Source organism: Paeniglutamicibacter sp. ZC-3 (genome assembly GCF_025847175.2).
GTDB classification, from domain to species: domain Bacteria; phylum Actinomycetota; class Actinomycetes; order Actinomycetales; family Micrococcaceae; genus Paeniglutamicibacter; species Paeniglutamicibacter sulfureus.
Window position 1 is genome coordinate 288354 of the sequence record NZ_JAOYTG010000001.1, and the last position, 17434, is coordinate 305787.

Genomic DNA, 17434 nt, shown 5'->3' on the forward strand with positions numbered 1-17434 from the left:
GCCGCCGGATCCCGCCGACGGGCGCCGGTAGAGTATTGACAGTGACTACAGCTTCCACGCAGAGACTTCGGCGCTGGGTCCTCCCACCGGCCGGCGCCTTCGGGCGCGAAGCCCTGAGGGACCGTTTGGCGGGCCCGTTGCACCGTCCCGGGATCTGGGGCTGGATCGTTCCGCTGGCGGTCACCGCTCTCGCGGCGGTGCTGCGCTTCACCAACCTCGCCCATCCGCACCTGCTGATCTTTGACGAGACGTATTACGTCAAGGACGCCTTCACCATGATGCAGGCGGGCTACGAGCTGGAGTGGGGCGAGGAGCCGAACGATGCCTTCATTGCAGGGCACCCGGAGCCCAAGGACTCCGCCTCCTTCGTGGTCCATCCCCCGCTGGGCAAGTGGCTGATCGCCGCGGGGATGTGGCTTTTCGGCAGTGACAACGGGCTGGGCTGGCGCTTTTCCGCCGCGCTCTTTGGCACCCTCGCGGTGCTGCTGTGCGCGCTGGTTGCCCAGAAGATGTTCTCCTCGGTGTTCCTGGGCGGCGTGGCCGGCCTGTTGGCAGCCATCGACGGGCACCAGTTGGTCATGTCCCGCACCGGACTGCTCGATATCTTCCTGATGTTCTTCCTTCTGGCAGGGTTCTTCGCCCTGCTCCTTGACCGCTTCGACGGACGCGAGCGACTGGCCCGCGCCCTGGCCACCGCCGATGGCGCCCGCCCCGCCGAGGGGTTGCTGGCCTACGGCCCGTGGCTGTGGTGGCGGCCGTGGCGCTTGGTGGCCGGGGTGATGTTCGGCTGTGCAGCCGGGGTCAAGTGGTCGGCGTTGTCCTTCATTGCCGTCTTCGGACTGATGACGGTGCTCTGGGATCTTTCGGCCCGGCGCCGCGCCGGGATCCGCCACTGGATCGCCGCCGGGTTGATCCGCGACGGGGTCCCGGCGTTCCTGCTCATCATCCCCACGGCCATCGTGGTGTACCTGGCCACCTGGACCGGTTGGCTGCTCTCCTCGGGCGGACGCTACCGCCAATGGGCTGCGGAGAATCCCTCGGAGACCTGGGGCTGGGTGCCGGGGGCGCTGCGTTCACTGGGCGAATACCACCGGGCCGCCTATTCCTTCCACGAGGGCCTGGGCTCGCCTCACGGCTGGGAGTCCTCGCCCTGGAGCTGGCTCTTTGCCGGACGCCCCGTGCTCTTCTTCTACGAATCGCGCGGCAATGGCGAGTTCGGGTGCACCTCTTCGGATTGCGTGCAGGCGATCACCGACCTGCCCAACCCGATCATGTGGTGGGCGGCGACGCTGAGCCTGTTGCTGGTGCTTTTCCACTGGATCGGTGCCCGCGACTGGCGTGCCGGGGCCATCCTGGCGGGAGTGGGCGCCGGGTTCCTGCCGTGGTTCGCCTATCCGGAGAGGACAATGTTCTTCTTCTATACCCTGCCTTTCGCCCCGTTCCTGATTCTCTCCCTGTGCTACGTGCTGGGCAGGAGCCTGCCCGTCGGGGGCCAGGTGCCGTGGCACCGGCGGCGCCTCTTGTGGGGCGTGGGGATCTTCCTGGCCTTGGTCGTTGTCGTGTCCGCCTACTTCCTCCCGGTGTGGACCGGGGAGATGGTCACCTACGAGAACTGGCGCAACCACATTTGGATGCCCAGCTGGGGATAGACCCCAAATTACCAATGGGTAACATAGGTGATGACCCAGACCACACGCCGACCATCTCCCGGGAAGCACCACACCATGCGCGAAGCCAGCACACCACTTCTCCAGGACCTGCCGCAGGACTTCAACACCACCCAATTGCTGGTGGACCGTCTGGCCCGCGGCACCGGCGCACCGCTTTTTAGCGTCAAGCGCGCAGGCTCGTGGACCGACGTGTCCACCGCCGACTTCGTCGCCGACGTCCGCTCGCTGGCCAAGATGCTGCTGGCCGCCGGGATCGCCCCCGGGGAAACGATCGGGATCATGTCCCGCACGCGCTATGAATGGGCGCTGGCCGAGCAGGCGATCTGGTTTGCCGGTGCTGTGTCCGTTCCCATCTACGAGACCAGTTCCCCGTACCAGGTGGCGTGGATCCCGCAGGACTCCGGCGCCCGGCACGTGTTTGCCGAGGACCCAGCCTGCGCACGAGTGCTCGCGGAGGCCGCCGGATCCGTGGACGAGGAGGTCACCGTGTGGACCTTTGAGGGGCCCGAGGCCCCCGGGCCGACCGACATCCCTGCAGCAGGACTCCGGGAACTGCTGGCGGAGGGGTCCGCCAGCGGGATCGGCAATGAACTGGTCGAGGCCGCCCGGACCTCCGCCGGCCTGAAGGACATCGCCACCCTGGTCTACACTTCCGGCACCACCGGACGGCCCAAGGGCTGCATGATGACCCACGCGAATTTCTCCCTGGTTGCCGTGAACCTGGCCCGGCACATGGCCCCGGTGCTGGGCCGGAACGATCGCACCCTGATGTTCCTGCCGCTGGCCCACGTCCTGGCCCGCGCCGTCCAGCAGGTCTGCGTGCACGCAGGATCGACCATCGCACACGCGTCCTCGGCCTCCACCCTGGAGCCGGATCTGGCGGCCGTGAAACCGGGCTTCCTGCTGGCTGTGCCCAGGGTCTTCGAAAAGATCCGCACCACCGCGGCCGGCACGGCATTGGCCGCGGGCAAGGGCCAGCTTTTCGCCCAGGCGGAGTCGACAGCCATCGAATTTTCCCGGAGCGCCGACGCCCGGGCCCGCGGCCTGGCCTCGCGCCGTTCCCCGCTCCTGCTGGCCCGGCACGCCCTGTTCAACAAGGTGCTCTACCCGCGGCTGCGGGCGGTGCTGGGCGGCAGGGTGCGTTACGCCATTTTCGGCGCCAGCGCCTTGAACGCCGACCTGGCCCATTTCTTCCGCGGCGCCGGCGTGGGATTGCTGGAAGGCTATGGGCTCACCGAGACCACGGCCCCGGCAACAGTGAACATGGCGCGGAACCTCAGGGTGGGGTCCGTAGGCCTGCCCATCCCCGGCACCACCGTCCGCATCGCGCCTGACGGCGAGGTATTGGTCAAGGGAATCGGGGTCTTTGCCGGCTACCACCACAATGCGCAGGCCACGGCCGACGCCTTTGACGCCGAGGGATTCTTCAGGACCGGCGACACCGGGGCCCTGGACGAGTCGGGGTTCCTGGGCATCACCGGGCGCAAGAAGGACATCCTGGTGACGGCAGGCGGCAAGAACGTGGCTCCGGGGCCGCTGGAGGAAGCCATCCGAACCTCGCCCCTGGTCTCCCAGGTGGTGTTGGTGGGTGATAATCGTCCGTTCATCGCCGCCCTGCTGACCCTGGATCCCGAAGAACTGGGCCCGTGGTGCCGGGCCAACGCCCTTCCGGTTCTCTCCCCGGCCGAGGCGGCGATGCACCCCAAGGTGCTCGCCGAGCTCCAGGACGCCGTGGATGCGGCGAACGCCGCGGTCTCCAAGGCCGAGGGCATCCGGAAGTTCGTGGTCCTGGACCGGGAGTTCACCGAGGAGTCGGGGCACCTGACACCCTCGCTGAAGGTGAAGCGGGGAAGCATCATCAGTGACTTCCAGGATCTGATCGACCAGTTGTACAGGCGCTGAAGGGTCGGCACAAACAGCGATTCCCGGGTGCTTGGCCCGGCTTCCGAATCGAAGCCGGGAAACACCCGGGAATCTGCAGTGGTCGGCAGTGCTACAGCCCGAAGACCCGCTTTTCCTGGCGCAGGCGCGAGCCCTCGCGGCGCTTGGCCGTAGGCCAAGTGGCGATCAGGGTCACCAGCGCCGTGATGACCACCAGGCCGGCGATGCCGATGGCTGCGTCGATCCAGAATTGCGGCGGGTAGAGCCTGATCAACGTGTCTGAGAAGTTGAAGGTCCAGGTGCCGTCCGCAAAGAAGATCCGGTGGAACGTGCTGAAGAAGCTTTCCCAGCCAAGGATCGCCACGACGGTGAGACCTGCAAGCAGCACCAGGGTGGCGACCGATCCGGCAAAGAGCCCGCGGCGGATCCCGCCGGCGTAGCGCTTGCCCAGGTAGATCAGTGCAATGAGCGCGATGACGCCCAGAATGGTCCCGCCCAGATAGGTGAAGGACATGACGTTCTTGACGTCGGCCATGTGCTGGACCTCGGTGCCGAGGAAGAGCGGGTTGCCGTTGGGATCCCGCAGTTCGGCCAGGTACCGGTTGTCGGCGACGTTGTTCAGGAAGTCCACGCCGAAGGAGCCGTAGGTCAGCCTGTCGGCGGTGGTGAACCCGAAGCTGTCGACGGGGAATCCGGGGCGCTGGTAGGCAATCCACAGGAAGATGGGGCTGGCCACCAGGCGGATGGCCAGGATCAGCAGCACCAGGGGGTAGGCGATGGCCAGCAACACCTGGAGGGTGCGGGCCAGTGGCGGCTTGGATTCCAGGGCGGCCTCGCGGGCGGCACGGCGTTCGCGGGCCGCAGGGGTCGGCTCGGGCACCGGGGTGTAGGCGCCGAAGACCCTGCTGCGTGCCTCGGCAATGGCCGAAGCGGTTTGCGGTGTGGCCGGGGCCACCGGGCGCGGCATGGCGCGGGTCTGGTCGTTGTCCGTCGATGCTGCGGATCCGGCAGTTGCCGGTGACGACGACTTGTCGACCTTGGCGGTTTCGGGGAGCGGTTCCACCGGGATCTTGGCGATGATGTCCTCGACTTCCTCGGGCTCTTCGGCCTTGCCCGGGGCCTGCTTCTGGGCGCCTGCCCCGGCAGGGGTCGCCTTTGCCGGGTCGGCCGGTTTCAGGGGTGTGGCAGCCGGCTGGGTCGCGGCCGCCGGTGCGGCGGCAGGGGCCTGCGCAGGCTTGGCCGGCGCAGCGCCGGTCGTTGCTGCGGACTTCGCTGCCTGTGCTGCCGGCGCCTTGGCTTCGGCGGCCTTCTGCGCGGCGGCAGTCCGCGAGGCGACAATCGAGGCCTCGATCCGGGCGGCGGCCGACGCGGCGGCGGCGCTCAACGAGCCGGATCCGGCCTCGGTCTTGGCGCCGGCACCGGGCACTGCCTGTGCGGTCGCCGGCTTTCCCGGCTTGCCGGTCTGCGGTTCGTCCTGCTCAGCCATGCTTCTCCCTCAAAACTCTGACATGCGGTGCGCTTGCGGTGCGGGGCGTTGCGGGCCACCAACGCCCACTGCCAAACACACAGCTAAGCCTATCGAGCCGAGGGTTCACCCGCGGCCCACCAGCGTGTTTTCGGTCCGCGTGTCGGACGGGCAACGCACCGGCGCCCGCCTTGCCGCCACGAGGCGCGGAGGCAAGGCGGGCGTCCGTACCTGCGGCCGGGAGTGCTTCGGCGGCCGGGCCGCGATCTTCCTAGTAGCGGTAGCTCTCCGGCTTGTACGGACCGGCGGCATCAAGTCCGAGGTACCGGGCCTGCGCGTCCGAAAGCTCCGTCAGTTCGACACCCAGGGCGGCGAGGTGAAGGCGCGCGACCTTCTCGTCCAGGATCTTGGGCAGCACGTAGACGGACTTGGCGTACTCCCCCGTGCCGGCCTTGGAGTACAGCTCGATCTGCGCGATCACCTGGTTGGCGAAGGAATTGGACATCACGAACGAGGGGTGGCCGGTGGCATTGCCCAGGTTCAGCAGCCGGCCCTCGGAGAGCACGATGACGGAGCGTTCGGCCGAGGAACCGGCCTCGAAGGTCCACTCGTGCACCTGGGCCTTGATCTCGACCTTTTGGACGCCCGGGATCGCGGCCAGTCCCGCCATGTCGATCTCGTTGTCGAAGTGCCCGACGTTGCCCACGATGGCCTTGTTCTTCATCAGCTGCATGTGCCCGGCGGTGATGATGTCCTTGCCGCCGGTGGTGGTGACGAAGATGTCGCCCTGTTCCAGCACGGTTTCCAGCCGGGCCACCTGGTAGCCGTCCATGGCCGCCTGCAGGGCGCAGATCGGGTCGATCTCGGTGACGATCACCCGGGCGCCCTGGCCGCGCATGGCTTCGGCGGCACCCTTGCCCACGTCCCCGTAGCCGCAAACGATGACCACCTTGCCGCCGATCAGCACATCGGTGGCGCGCATGAGCCCATCGGGCAGGGAGTGGCGGATGCCGTATTTGTTGTCGAACTTCGACTTGGTCACCGAATCGTTGACGTTGATCGCCGGGAAGAGAAGCGTTTGGGCAGCTGCCATCTGGTTCAGCCGCATCACCCCGGTGGTGGTTTCCTCGGTGACGCCCTTGATCCTCGCGGCAATGCGGGTGAACTTGGCCGGGTCATTGGACAGGGAGACGCGCAGGGTGTCCAGCACGATGGAGTGTTCGTGGCTTGTCGCGGCCTCGGGGCCGGGCACGGCTCCGGCGGCCTCGTACTGCGCGCCCAGGTGCACCAGCATGGTGGCGTCGCCGCCGTCGTCCAGGATCATGTTCGGTCCGAGCTCCGGCTCGGTCTCGGCCCCCGGCCAGGTAAGGACCTGCTCGGCGGTCCACCAGTAGTCCTCGAGGGACTCGTTCTTCCAGGCGAACACCGGGACGCCGGCGGGGTTCTCCGGGGTGCCGGTGCCCACGACCACGGCGGCCGCGGCCTCGTCCTGGGTGGAGAAGATGTTGCAGGAGGCCCAGCGGACCTGCGCGCCCAGGGCCACGAGGGTCTCGATGAGAACGGCTGTCTGCACCGTCATGTGCAGGGACCCGGCGATGCGGGCGCCGGCCAGCGGCTGCTCCGTCGCGTATTCGGCGCGCAGGGACATCAATCCGGGCATCTCGTGCTCGGCCAGGCGGATCTGGTGGCGTCCGGCCTCGTGCAGGGACAGGTTCGCGACCCGGAAATCGATGCCCATGTCCCCGGCCCCTAGCCTTGGGTCTTCGCGGGGATGACGGTGGCCTCGGGGGCCAGCATGACCGGGATCCCCTCGACGATGTCGTAGCTGTAGGTTTCCCCGTTGTCCCCGGTTCCGGTGGACACCAGCGTGTCACCGTGCTGGATGAGGGTGGAGCCGGTGCGAGGGCAACGGAGCTGGGCAGAGAGTTGGGCTGAGAGATTCGACATGGAACCCAGTTTAGGGCTCCAGGTTCCCTTCGCGCAGCACCCGCAGGTGCCGCCGCGTCATGCCCTGGGCGTTGCCGGGCTCGATGGCCGGCGGCGAGGTGCGTGGAGCCGGGACCTCCGGGGCCGGGGCGAGTGCCACATCGGCCTCGTTTTCCCGCACCGCATTGGCCAGCGCGTACAGGTCGTCGTTGCCGAGCCGTCCCTGCTCGGGCAGGGCCAGGCGCATGACTTCCCAACCCAGCGGCACGGTCAGGCGCTGGGCATGGAGCGAGCACAAGTCGTAGCAATGCGGTTCCGCAAAGGTCGCCAAGGGACCGAGCACCGCCGTCGAGTCGGCGTACACATAGGTCAGGGTGGCGATGGCCGGTTGGCGGCACGCCGAACGTGAACAAAGTCTGGATGATCCCACGGTTACACAGACTACCGCAGCGCGGCGGCACGGCGTCGGCGCATCGCCGTGCGGCAGGCGGTTCCCGCGGGGCCGAGGTGGCATAGGCTAGGTGTCATGTCCGGAAAACTGTCGATCGATTTGGACGGGCGCGATCCGTCCTCGCTGCACAGCGGGAGTACCCGGAGATACGCCGACCGCAAGCGCAACCGGCACGGACGCGGCCGGCGCGGACCACTGCTCCTGGCACCGCTGCCCGGGTCGCGCACCCGGGCCGAGCGCTTCGAGGACCTGCTGGTTGAATCGGCCGAGCGTCTGGCCGACCGCTGGGGCGAGCGGGTGACGGCCATCGACTTCCGCATCATGATGGTCCCCGCCGCCAAGGTGCTGGAGCGTGCGCGGGCTGCCGGGACCCGGGTGCCGTGGGCCACGAGCCGTTCGGCGCGGCCCGGCCGCCCCGAACGCGTCACGCTCTACCGCCGCCCCATCGAGGAGGCGTGCGGCCACGGCCCCGAGCTGCTTCCGGAGATGGTGCACATGGCGATCGTGGAACAACTGGCCGACCTGTGGGCCATGGACCCGCAAGCCATTGACCCCGGGTACGGGTCCTGGGATGCCGGCCCGGACGATTAGTCGCGCAGCAGGACCTGGACGCCCTTGCTTCCCAGTGCTGCGTCGCTGACCGGCACCGCGGCAATCCCGAAGGCACCGTCCTGGACCACCGCGGAGGCGTAGCCGGGGGCTCCGGTGGCCGAGAGCACCAGGGCCGTGGTGCCGGCCCCGAAGTCGCTGGCGGCCAGCGCGACGGTCTTGCCACCGGACAGCTCGATGTTCCGCGTTGCCGAGAGCTTGCCGTCGGCACCCAGCGCGCGCACCGAGACGGTGGCGGTGTCCTCGGGGGCGTTGAGCACCAGCGTGGACCTGCCCACTGGCGGAAGCACCATCAGGTTTTCGCTGCCCAGCCGGTTGGCGGCACCGGCCCAGGCCAGGTCGATGGGTTCGTTTGCCTTGGTGCCGCGCACCATTTTCACGCTCGCGCTCACCGCAGAGTCGCCCTCGACCACGATGGTGTACTGCCCGGCGGGAAGCCCGCCCAGCGGCATGCGTGCGGTGGCGTTGGAGGCCACCACCACTTCCCCGCCGCCGGGAATCGGGACCTCGCCGTTGCGGCCAAGGGCCCGCACCTTGACGGTGGCGCCCTCGGCGGAGGTCGCTGCAAGCACCAGTTCGGCGGCGGCGTCGGAGTTGGCCGCAGGCTTGGCCAGCTCGCCGGAAAGCTTCGGGTCCAGGATCGCCACCCCGGGGATCACCTGGGTGTTGTTGGCCGTTGCCGAGCCACCCAGATAGTCGACGCCGCCCGGGACCAGCCCGCGCAACGTGCTTTGCTGGATGGTGGCGTTGATGCGCCCGCCCGAGGAAGTGACCTTGGCCGAGAGGGCCTTCTCGTTCGGCGCGTACCCGGCGAGGATGATCGACTTGGACTCGCCCGGTGCCACCGCCAGCGCGCCGAGGCTGGGTGCGGAGACCATGCCGTCGGCACCGCGCAGGTCAACGCGCACCTGGGCGACGGAGGCCGAGGGGTTGACCAGGTTCAGCACCGCAGTGGATCCGGGGGTGGTCACCGCGCCGGTGAGCCAGGATTCGGCCGACGGGGCCGTGCAGCCCGCGGCGGCGAGCCCTGCAAGGTCCCCGTCGGCGGCGGAGTAGGAACGCACGGCGGAGACCAGGGACTGCACCCCGCCCAGCGGCTGGGCGTGCACCGTGAGGGACTCGGCGTAGTTGCTCACCGCGCCCGGTGCACCCTTGCGCTCGGAGGTGCCGTCGGCGCCGGCGCCGGTGGCCTTCGCTGCCTCGGCTGCCGACAGCCGCGGGGCGATGGTTGCCTCGACGCCCGCATCGTTCCTGAGCATTTCGGTGCCCGGAATGCGGCCAGCGGAATCCGAGAGCACCGCGGCGCGCACACCCGTCCTGGCGTCCTTGGATGCGGGGGCGAATTCCGGGTCGACACCGGAACCGGCGCCCGTGAACAGCTTCATCGTCGCCGGGCAGCTGGCCAGCGCGTCTCCCGCCGGCAGCGAGGTCAGGGCGACCGGGGTGCCGGTGGCGGCGGTGGCGGGAGGAAACACCGATCCGGCGGCAATGGCCGCGGCGCCCAGGCAGAGCACCCCCAGCGAGCCCACCAGGCCCAAGGCCCTGCCGCGGGTCTTGGCACGGTGGACGCGCTCCGGGGCGGGCGCCGGGGAGGCAGCCTCGGTCTTCGGGTCCGTCTCCGCGTCCTTGGCGGGCTCCGCGACGGCCGCGGGTGCTGTCGCCGATTCGGGCGTTGCCGTGTCGGCGGATTCCGGGGCCGGTGGCGCTGCGGCCACGGGGGCGGGCACCTGGTCCCGTTCCGCGGGCAGTGCGGCACCCGGAGCCAGTCCCGCGGCTTCGCGGGCGGCCTGGGCTACGCGATCGGCTTCGCGTCGTGCCTTGCGGGAATCGTTTTTCACTTCGTCTCCTTGGCGTGGGCCCCATGGTGCCCGCGGTCGAGCTCGTCAATGCTTTCCGCGTTGCCGCGGGTGCGGTATTCATCCAGGCGGCGCGCGGCAAAACGGCGGCTGCGCGGGATGGGGATGACCAACAGCAGGGTCAGCAGCAGCACCACCAGCTGGGCAATGGCCACCGGGAGCTTGTACGGGCTCAGGTAGTGCACTTCCAGGGTGCCGCCGGCGGCACCGAGCTCAAAGCCCTGCGCCCATTGCGCGTTTTCCACGCCCGTCCCGGTGGCGTCCGTTGCGCCGCCGGCCTCGGCGCCCACGGCGAGGCGCTTGAGCTCTACCCCGTCCAGGGTTGCGCTCCAGCCCGCGTCGGCGCGTTCGGCCATCGCCAGCACCCGGCCGGCCTCGCCGGGTTCGACAGTTGCCGCGGTGACTTCCCCGCGGTGCGAAGGCAGCAGTGCCACGGTCTTGTCCCCCGCCACGATGCGCACGCGGGCGGTGGAGTCGGTGGCGTTGTCCACGCCGGGGATCCGCTCAAGCGGTTCCACGCGCCACAGCCATCCGGCTTCGGTCTGTCCCACCGGGACCAGGCCGGGCACCGCGTCGAGGCGTGCCACCAGCGCCGAGGCCGTGGCCCGGGAATCCTGCAGCACGACGAACCCGGCGCCGAGGGACGCCAGTTCCGCGCGCGGGTCCAGGGCGGAGTCGGAGACGAGCGTGGCAACCGTTTGTTCGATGAGCCGGTCGGCGTCGTCCGATTCACGCAGGGCGGGGGCCGGCACGTTGCCGATGAGGCGGTTTGCGGCTGCGGGCTGGGACAGGGCATCGGCGGTGGTGCCTGCCCCGTTCATCAGTGCTGCGCTGACCGCCCCGCCGCCGTTCTGCGCGAGGACCAGCGTGCGGTCCTCGTAGGGTCCCAGTCCGCGGTCGGCGGCGGTGGCGGGAAGGGTGCGGGCGGATACCGCCTGCAGGGCGCTGGTGGTGCCCAGGTCGGTTCCCGCGGCAACACCTGCAGGAGCCGGGAGCTGTGCCACGATCCAGTTCCCGCCGGCGACCAACACGGAGATTCCCAGCAGGGCCGAGGCCCAGGCGAGGGTTCCGGTGGCAGCGGTGCGCGCACCGGTGGCCGGCGGTGCGCCCTGGCGGCGCTCGTCCCGGATCTCGGAGATCCCCAGTCCAGCGGCAAAGACCAGCGCCAGGGCGAAGAAGGAGACAAAGGGCCCGTTGAAGGCGGCGACGAAGGTGTTCCCGGCCACGGCGGCGGGCACCAGCGAGGCACCGTACCCGGCGGCAAGCATCAGCACGCCGCCGAGCCACAGGCTACGGGCCAGCGAGGCGGAGTTGTTGCGGCCCCCGGCGAAGAGCCCGGTGAGCGCGAAGGCCAGCAGCGGGGCGCCGACCAGCAGCGCCAGCACCAGTGCCCAGGGCCCGGCGGGCAGGAAGCCGAATCCGGCAGGGGTTCCCAGCGGGTCAAAGGCCGTGGGGAAACCCAGACCCTGGGCCCACAGCGGTGCCGGGGCGAAGGGCAGGGGCAGTCCGGGATCGGTGAGCAGCACGCGCGGGTTGCCCAGCGCGGCGATGACCAGCGGCAGGTGGAAGACCAGTGCCGGAAGCGGCACCCACCACAGGGTCCGGGCACGGGAGCGGAGCACGATGGCCGCGAGGACGATGAGCACGACCAGGGCAAGGCCAACGGCGGGGGAACCCGCAGTGATGGCCACCAGCAGCAGGGCGGCCGCCGCGGCGGCGGTCCAGGAGGGAACCATTCCGGTGCCCGGGCGCGAGGCGGGCAGCGGACGGTTTCCGCGGCCAGTGCGGAAGTCAATGGCGGCTCCGACCGAGCGCAGCAGCGCCAGCAGGAACAGCGGTGCCAGGACGTGGACCAGCACGCTGCCGGCGCGGCCGGAAGCCAGCGAAACCTGCAGTGCCGGGGCCAGGCCCCAGAGCAGGGCCCCGACCATGCGCGCGGCCCGGGAACGGGTGACCGCGGCCAGGCCCAGCCAGGCGGCCAGCGCCGCCAGCGGCATGGCGAGCAGGGTCAGCACCACGGCCGCGGCGTTGGCGTTTCCGCCGCCGGCCAGGGCGGCCAGCCAGTACACGTAGTCGATGGGGTCCCCGCCGGCGGGGCTGCCGGCCCCGAGGTCGGCCCACCAGGAGGTGGCGTTGGCGAAGATCTCGGAGGCCTTGGTGGAGAGCGGGAGCATTGCCCCGCCGGCCACTGCTTCGGCGCCGATCAGGGCGCGCAAACCCACCAGCGACGCGGCCAGGGTGGCAATCACGGCGATGATGGCACTGACGAAGGAAGAGGTGCGGTTGGGTGCGGCCAGCGCCGCAAAATCGTTGCGGGCGTCCCCGCTGGGGACCTGGGCGGCGGTGGCGCCGGTCCCGTCCCCGTAGACGCTTTCGCCATCGAGGGAGTCGAGCATGTGCTTGCGGTGTTCGCGCACCAGGTCCTGATCGGTGAGCAGCCGGGCGATGGACTTGCGTGGGACACGCCGGGTGGCGGCGGCCGCGGAGCGGGACCTGGAGAGCTTGACCGGGGTTCCGACGGCCCTGAAGGTGGCACCCAACTGGCCGAAGGCGTACCCCGGGTCCTTGGCCAGCAGCGAGAGCAGGAAGCGGTAGATCCCGCCCAGCACCGCTCCGATGACCAGGAACGGGATGGCCCAGGCCGGGGCGTGCTTGAGGCGCATGAACACCTCGGCGCGGCGGGTTTCGGCCGGTCCTGCCAGGGCGCGGACCACGGCTGCCTTGTGGTGGATCTTGGCTGCGGGCACGATGACCACGCGGTTGCCCATGAGGCGGTTGCGCCAGCACAGGTCCATGTCGTCGCCCAGTCCCGGCAGCGCCGGGTCGAAACCGCCCAGGGCCTCGAAGACGTCACGGCGGATCAGCATTCCGGCACTGGTCACGGCAAAGGAGTCGGTTCGGGCGTCGTACTGGCCCTGGTCAACCTCGTCGATCTCGATGAGCGTCAGCCGCTCGGCATGCTTGTTCATGCCCAGGCCCACATCCAACAGGCGGCGAGGGGAGTCAAGATCAAGCTGCTTGCACCCGGCGATGGTGACCGACTCGGTGGCCTCGACCACGGTGAGGAGCTTTTCCAGGGCATTGAGTTCGGGCACCGAGTCGTCGTGGATCAGCCAGAGCCATTCGGTGCGCCCCTTGCGCGGCTCACCGAGGGATTGCACGGCTTCCATCACCGAGTGCCCGAAGCTGTGCTCCGGGACCTGAAGCAAGGTCGCGTCGGAGGGCAGTTGCCGGCGCAGGAGGTCGGCGGAACCGTCGGTGGACGACGCGTCGACGCCGACGAAGCGGTCAATCAGTCGTGTTTGATCGCGCAGGGCGGCCAGGGTCCGGGGGAGAAAAGCTGCGCCATTGTGGGCAGCCACAATGGCGGTGACGTGGATCGTAGGGAGAATTAGACTGCTCGTTTCCGCAAGCGACGACGTTCACGCTCGGACAGTCCGCCCCAAATTCCGAACCGTTCGTCGTTGGTCAGTGCATATTCAAGGCATTCGGAGCGCACATTGCAGGCGCCGCAGACGCGCTTGGCGTCCCTGGTCGATCCTCCCTTTTCGGGGAAGAATGCTTCGGGGTCGGTCTGTGCACACAGCGCCTCGGACTGCCAGCCCAGTTCGCCTTCTTCGTCCTCGGCACCCAGGCCGATCCAGATGGCCTGGGCCGGGCTCTTGCCGTCGGGCATGGCATCGAAGCTCGGTGCCCACGAGGGAGTCGGGTCAGCGACCAGATCGCTGGCTGCATCGTGCGCCAACAGGAATGCGGCTGTCTCCTCTGCGGGAGTCAAGCCCTGCGAACCGTCGGCTTCCTGTTCCCGGCTTGTCTCGGCCGGATCGACAAACCAGTCCGCCGGAACGCTTCGGCCCCCGCTATAAGGTGGCGTAGGCGCCGTCGCTGCGGCCTCGTTGAAGCTTCGATCCACGTTTCCCATGGTTTACTAACCTTCCGCCGTTACGAACTTGATACCTAATATGACCCATAAGAGCGACGTCGACGGCCTTCCAAGAAAAAGCCGTCACGAGACAATTTCTCTCTCCCTGACGGTGCACTATCTAATTACACTGGTGTAACTCCCGTTGCGTCAAGTGCGGCCGTCGATTTTAGCCACACATGTCGTAGATTTGGAGTCACGCCACGCCCGAGATTTCGCCGTGATCACACACGATTTTGCCCAACCCCGGATTCCCGGGGAATTCACAGGCTTGACAAGGAGCTTCCCATGACCATTGATACCAACTCGTTATCTCCCGTCGAATCACTGCTCGCTCCAATGCGCCATTCCACCCACCCGTACCTGACCTGGTACTCCCAGGGCGGGGAACGCGTGGAACTCAGTGGACGCGTTTTTGACAACTGGGTCGCCAAGAGCGCGAACCTATTGCACGAAGAATTCGATTTAGCCCCGGGGAGCATTGTTGCCACCGACATGCCCGGCCATTGGAAGTCCGCGGCGCTGGCCTTGGCGTGCTGGCACCTGGGCGCCGAAGTGCGCTGCGTGGCCCCCGGAACGGATCCCGGAGATGTCGACATATTTATTACCGCCGACACGGAAACCCTAGCAGTCAACGGCAGCGTCGAGGTCATCGCCGTTCCCCTGCCGGCCCTGGCCATGGCCTTCGACGGCCCGCTGCCGGTTGGTGCCACCGATTACGCCTCAGAGGTCCGCGCCTACGCGGATTCGTTCAACCCCTCCCCCATCGATACGTCCGCCACGGCATTGCAGGGGGCCGCCGGCTCGATGGCCTACACCCAGCTGTTCGCCGAGCTGCCCGAAACCGGGGCAAGCGGCACCACCTTGCTGAGCACCGCGTGGCCGCTGGAACGGCTCCTTCCGGTCCTGGTGTCGCTGTGGAGCGCGGGGAACCCTGTGGTTCTGGTGGAAGACGGCGTAAAGATCAGCGACTCGCTGCTCGGCGGCGAACGCGTGGTGACGCGCCTGGATCGGGAATCATAGGTCCGCAAGCCAAGGGCCCGGCCTCCGGCGGGCATGAAAAACCCCGGGATGCTCCCTGGCTTTTCCCTCCGCCGGTGGTGGAGAAGCAAGAGGGGGAACATCCCGGGGCTGTAGGTATCAACGTGCCGGGCCCACCGGCACTAGACGACGCCGTCAGGCGTTCCCGGGGCCCGGGGCGGCGCGGAAGCTCCACGCTCCGCATCAGCCGGCTCGAGGCCGACGTGCAGCAGCTCGCGGTCGTGGGCAAATTCCTCTTCGGCATCCATTTCCTCGCCAAAGACCCAGAAACGGTAGGCGAAGAACCGGAAGATCGTGCCCAGCACCAGGCCGACCACGGAACCCGCAATAAACAGGCTGGTGGTGTCGGTCAGGCCGATCCAGTACTTGGTGATGAACACACATGCTGCGGCGATTCCCAGCCCGATGGCGTTCATGATGAGGAACATTACGAGCTCGCGCACCACGTTGGCCTGCCGGCGATGGCGGAAGGTCCAGAAGCGGTTGGCCACCCACGAAAACATCGTGGCCACGACGCCGGCAATGATTTTTGCCTTGACCTCGGAGTCATCCATGGGCCCCTCGAGCATCCACAGGTAGATGCCCGAGTCGATGATGAACGCGACACCCCCGACCACGCCGAATTTGGCGACTTCGCGCCACATCATGGACGCCAGGCCCAAGAGTTTGCGCCAGATCTCTTTCAGCATGATCCTCCATGGATTCGTCTCAATGCACCGTATGCCGCGTGGCTCGCTGCTGCGCGTCCGGTGCGGTTGGGCCGTCATTTCCCTGGACGGCCAACCAAACTATTCTAATGCGGTTCACTGAATGTTCACCGCCAATGGTGTCCAAACTCGCCATGGACAACATAGGTTGGGCCCCGCGTTCGGTAGGCTAAGCGGGTGATGTTTCCAGTGATTGGCGTTGTTGGCGGAGGCCAACTTGCCCGAATGATGGCTCCCGAGGCCCTGAATCTCGGCTTCGAACTACGCATCCTGGCCGAGGGCCCGGATGTCTCTGCCGCGCGCAGTGTTGCTTCCGCCCCGGTAGGTGACTATACGGATTTGGCGACGCTACGTGAATTCGCCCGCGGAGTCGATGTCCTGACGTTCGACCACGAGCACGTGCCCAATGAGCACCTGCAGGCGCTGATCGCCGAAGGCGTCAACGTCCAGCCGCGCCCGGCCGCGCTGATCCATGCCCAGGACAAGCTCGTGATGCGCGAGGCCATCGCCGCGCTGGGCCTGCCCAACCCCGAGTGGGCAGCGGTGGAAACCGTTGATGAGCTGGTTGCCTTCGGCCAGAAGATCGGCTGGCCGATCGTGCTGAAGACCCCTCGCGGCGGCTATGACGGCAAGGGCGTGCGCATGATCGAGACGGAAGAAGATGCCCGCGCGGCGGCGGATTGGTTCGTCAACGGCGCACTGCTGGCCGAGGACAAGGTCGCCTTCACGCGCGAACTCTCCGCCCTTGTCGCCCGCAACCCCGGCGGCGAGGCCAAGGCCTGGCCAGTGGTGCACACCATCCAGGTCGACGGCGTCTGCGACGAAGTCATTGCCCCCGCACCGGGCCTGGACCCGGCCGTCGAGGCGGCAGCCGAGCAGGCGGCACTGCGCATCGCCGAGGCCTTCGGCGTCACCGGCGTGATGGCCGCCGAACTCTTCGAGACCCCCGGCTCCGGTGCCGGGTTCGTCATCAACGAACTTGCCATGCGCCCGCACAACACCGGACACTGGACCATGAACGGCTCGATCACCAGCCAGTTCGAACAGCACCTGCGCGCGGTCCTTGACCTGCCGCTGGGAGCCACCGACGCACTGGCCGAGACCACCGTGATGAAGAATTACCTCGGCGGGGCCAACCAGGACCTGTTCACCGCGTTCCAGGCCGCCTTGGCCGCCGAACCGCGCGTGAAGGTCCATGCCTACGGCAAGTCCGTGCGTCCGGGACGCAAGATCGGTCACGTCAACGTGGTCTCCGAACCCGGGGAATCCGTTGACTCGCTGCGCGCCCGCGCCAACACCGTGGCCTCATTGATCCGTGACGGCGTGCCTTCCCCGGCCCCCGCATCCACCACCGAAGGACAAACTTCTTGAGCACCCCCGCACCCCTGGTTTCCCTGGTCATGGGCTCCGACTCGGACTGGCCCGTCATGAAGCTGGCCGCCGAGGCGCTGCGCGAATTCGGCATCCCCTTCGAAGCCGACGTCGTCTCCGCCCACCGCATGCCCGAGGACATGATCACCTACGGCAAGGAAGCCCACACCCGCGGCATCCGCGTGATCATTGCCGGAGCCGGCGGCGCCGCCCACCTGCCGGGCATGCTCGCCTCGGTCACCCCGCTGCCGGTCATCGGCGTTCCGGTGCCGCTAAAGACGCTCGACGGCATGGACTCGTTGCTCTCCATCGTCCAGATGCCCGCCGGCGTGCCGGTCGCCACCGTCTCCATCGGCGGGGCGCGCAACGCCGGCCTGCTGGCAGTGCGGATGCTCGCCACCGGCACTGACGAGCTCGCCGCCGCACTGCAGGAAAAACTCATCGACTTCGCCGCCGAGCTGCGCCAGGTCGCAGCCGACAAGGGCGCCGCCCTGCGGGCCGCCGTCGCCTCCGAAGCCACCGGCGCGTAAGGACC

At 68.4% G+C, this 17434-nt stretch carries 14 protein-coding genes; 6 read left to right on the plus strand and 8 right to left on the minus strand.

The features are described 5' to 3' along the window. Positions 1-41 precede the first annotated feature (41 nt). Both OIU93_RS01270 and OIU93_RS01275 read left to right on the plus strand, forming a co-directional pair. A complete protein-coding gene (locus OIU93_RS01270; protein ID WP_264268239.1) occupies positions 42-1649 on the plus strand; it encodes a dolichyl-phosphate-mannose--protein mannosyltransferase in 1608 nt (535 codons plus the stop codon). A gap of 75 nt (positions 1650-1724) precedes the next feature. After that, a complete protein-coding gene (locus OIU93_RS01275; RefSeq protein WP_264268240.1) occupies positions 1725-3572 on the plus strand; it encodes a long-chain fatty acid--CoA ligase in 1848 nt (615 codons plus the stop codon). A gap of 91 nt (positions 3573-3663) precedes the next feature. Here the strand turns inward: OIU93_RS01275 and OIU93_RS01280 are convergent, their stop codons facing one another. The 4 genes from OIU93_RS01280 to OIU93_RS01295 form a co-directional block, all read right to left on the minus strand. Continuing rightward, positions 3664-5037 (minus strand): TIGR01906 family membrane protein, encoded by a 1374-nt coding sequence (locus tag OIU93_RS01280; RefSeq protein ID WP_264268241.1) that lies wholly within the window; start codon positions 5035-5037, stop codon positions 3664-3666. A 250-nt stretch (positions 5038-5287) separates the two neighbouring features. Then, positions 5288-6754, minus strand: coding sequence for an adenosylhomocysteinase (gene ahcY, locus OIU93_RS01285; protein ID WP_264268242.1), 1467 nt, complete (start codon positions 6752-6754; stop codon positions 5288-5290). 11 nt (positions 6755-6765) lie between these two features. After that, a complete protein-coding gene (locus tag OIU93_RS01290) occupies positions 6766-6963 on the minus strand; it encodes a Trm112 family protein (protein WP_264268243.1) in 198 nt (65 codons plus the stop codon). Positions 6964-6973: 10 nt separating this feature from the next. Beyond that, positions 6974-7372, minus strand: coding sequence for a DUF3499 domain-containing protein (locus OIU93_RS01295; protein ID WP_264268244.1), 399 nt, complete (start codon positions 7370-7372; stop codon positions 6974-6976). Positions 7373-7468: 96 nt separating this feature from the next. On the opposite strand from OIU93_RS01295, the gene OIU93_RS01300 reads away from it, so the two are divergent. Then, positions 7469-7984 carry a metallopeptidase family protein gene (locus tag OIU93_RS01300; RefSeq protein WP_264268245.1) on the plus strand — a complete coding sequence of 172 codons (516 nt, stop codon included), beginning with the start codon at positions 7469-7471 and terminating at the stop codon, positions 7982-7984. Here the strand turns inward: OIU93_RS01300 and OIU93_RS01305 are convergent. The 3 genes from OIU93_RS01305 to OIU93_RS01315 are packed head-to-tail and all read right to left on the minus strand — an operon-like array spanning position 7981 to position 13780. Further along, a complete protein-coding gene (locus tag OIU93_RS01305) occupies positions 7981-9840 on the minus strand; it encodes a DUF5719 family protein (RefSeq protein ID WP_264268246.1) in 1860 nt (619 codons plus the stop codon). The genes OIU93_RS01300 and OIU93_RS01305 overlap by 4 nt on opposite strands. Then, positions 9837-13220, minus strand: a complete 3384-nt coding sequence (locus OIU93_RS01310) for a glycosyltransferase (protein WP_372342845.1) — start codon at positions 13218-13220, stop codon at positions 9837-9839. Before OIU93_RS01310 ends, OIU93_RS01305 begins: the two co-directional genes overlap by 4 nt. A gap of 29 nt (positions 13221-13249) precedes the next feature. Then, positions 13250-13780: a WhiB family transcriptional regulator gene (locus OIU93_RS01315; RefSeq protein ID WP_264268247.1), complete on the minus strand. Its 531-nt coding sequence runs from the start codon at positions 13778-13780 to the stop codon at positions 13250-13252. Positions 13781-14068: 288 nt separating this feature from the next. On the opposite strand from OIU93_RS01315, the gene OIU93_RS01320 reads away from it, so the two are divergent. After that, positions 14069-14803, plus strand: coding sequence for a TIGR03089 family protein (locus OIU93_RS01320; RefSeq protein WP_264268248.1), 735 nt, complete (start codon positions 14069-14071; stop codon positions 14801-14803). Positions 14804-14943: 140 nt separating this feature from the next. Here the strand turns inward: OIU93_RS01320 and OIU93_RS01325 are convergent, their stop codons facing one another. Beyond that, positions 14944-15510, minus strand: coding sequence for a GtrA family protein (locus OIU93_RS01325; protein WP_264268249.1), 567 nt, complete (start codon positions 15508-15510; stop codon positions 14944-14946). Between the two features lie 243 nt (positions 15511-15753). Between OIU93_RS01325 and OIU93_RS01330 the strand changes: the two genes are divergently transcribed. After that, a complete protein-coding gene (locus tag OIU93_RS01330) occupies positions 15754-16899 on the plus strand; it encodes a 5-(carboxyamino)imidazole ribonucleotide synthase (RefSeq protein ID WP_372342858.1) in 1146 nt (381 codons plus the stop codon). Between the two features lie 29 nt (positions 16900-16928). After that, positions 16929-17429 carry a 5-(carboxyamino)imidazole ribonucleotide mutase gene (gene purE, locus OIU93_RS01335; RefSeq protein WP_264268608.1) on the plus strand — a complete coding sequence of 167 codons (501 nt, stop codon included), beginning with the start codon at positions 16929-16931 and terminating at the stop codon, positions 17427-17429. Positions 17430-17434: the final 5 nt, after the last annotated feature.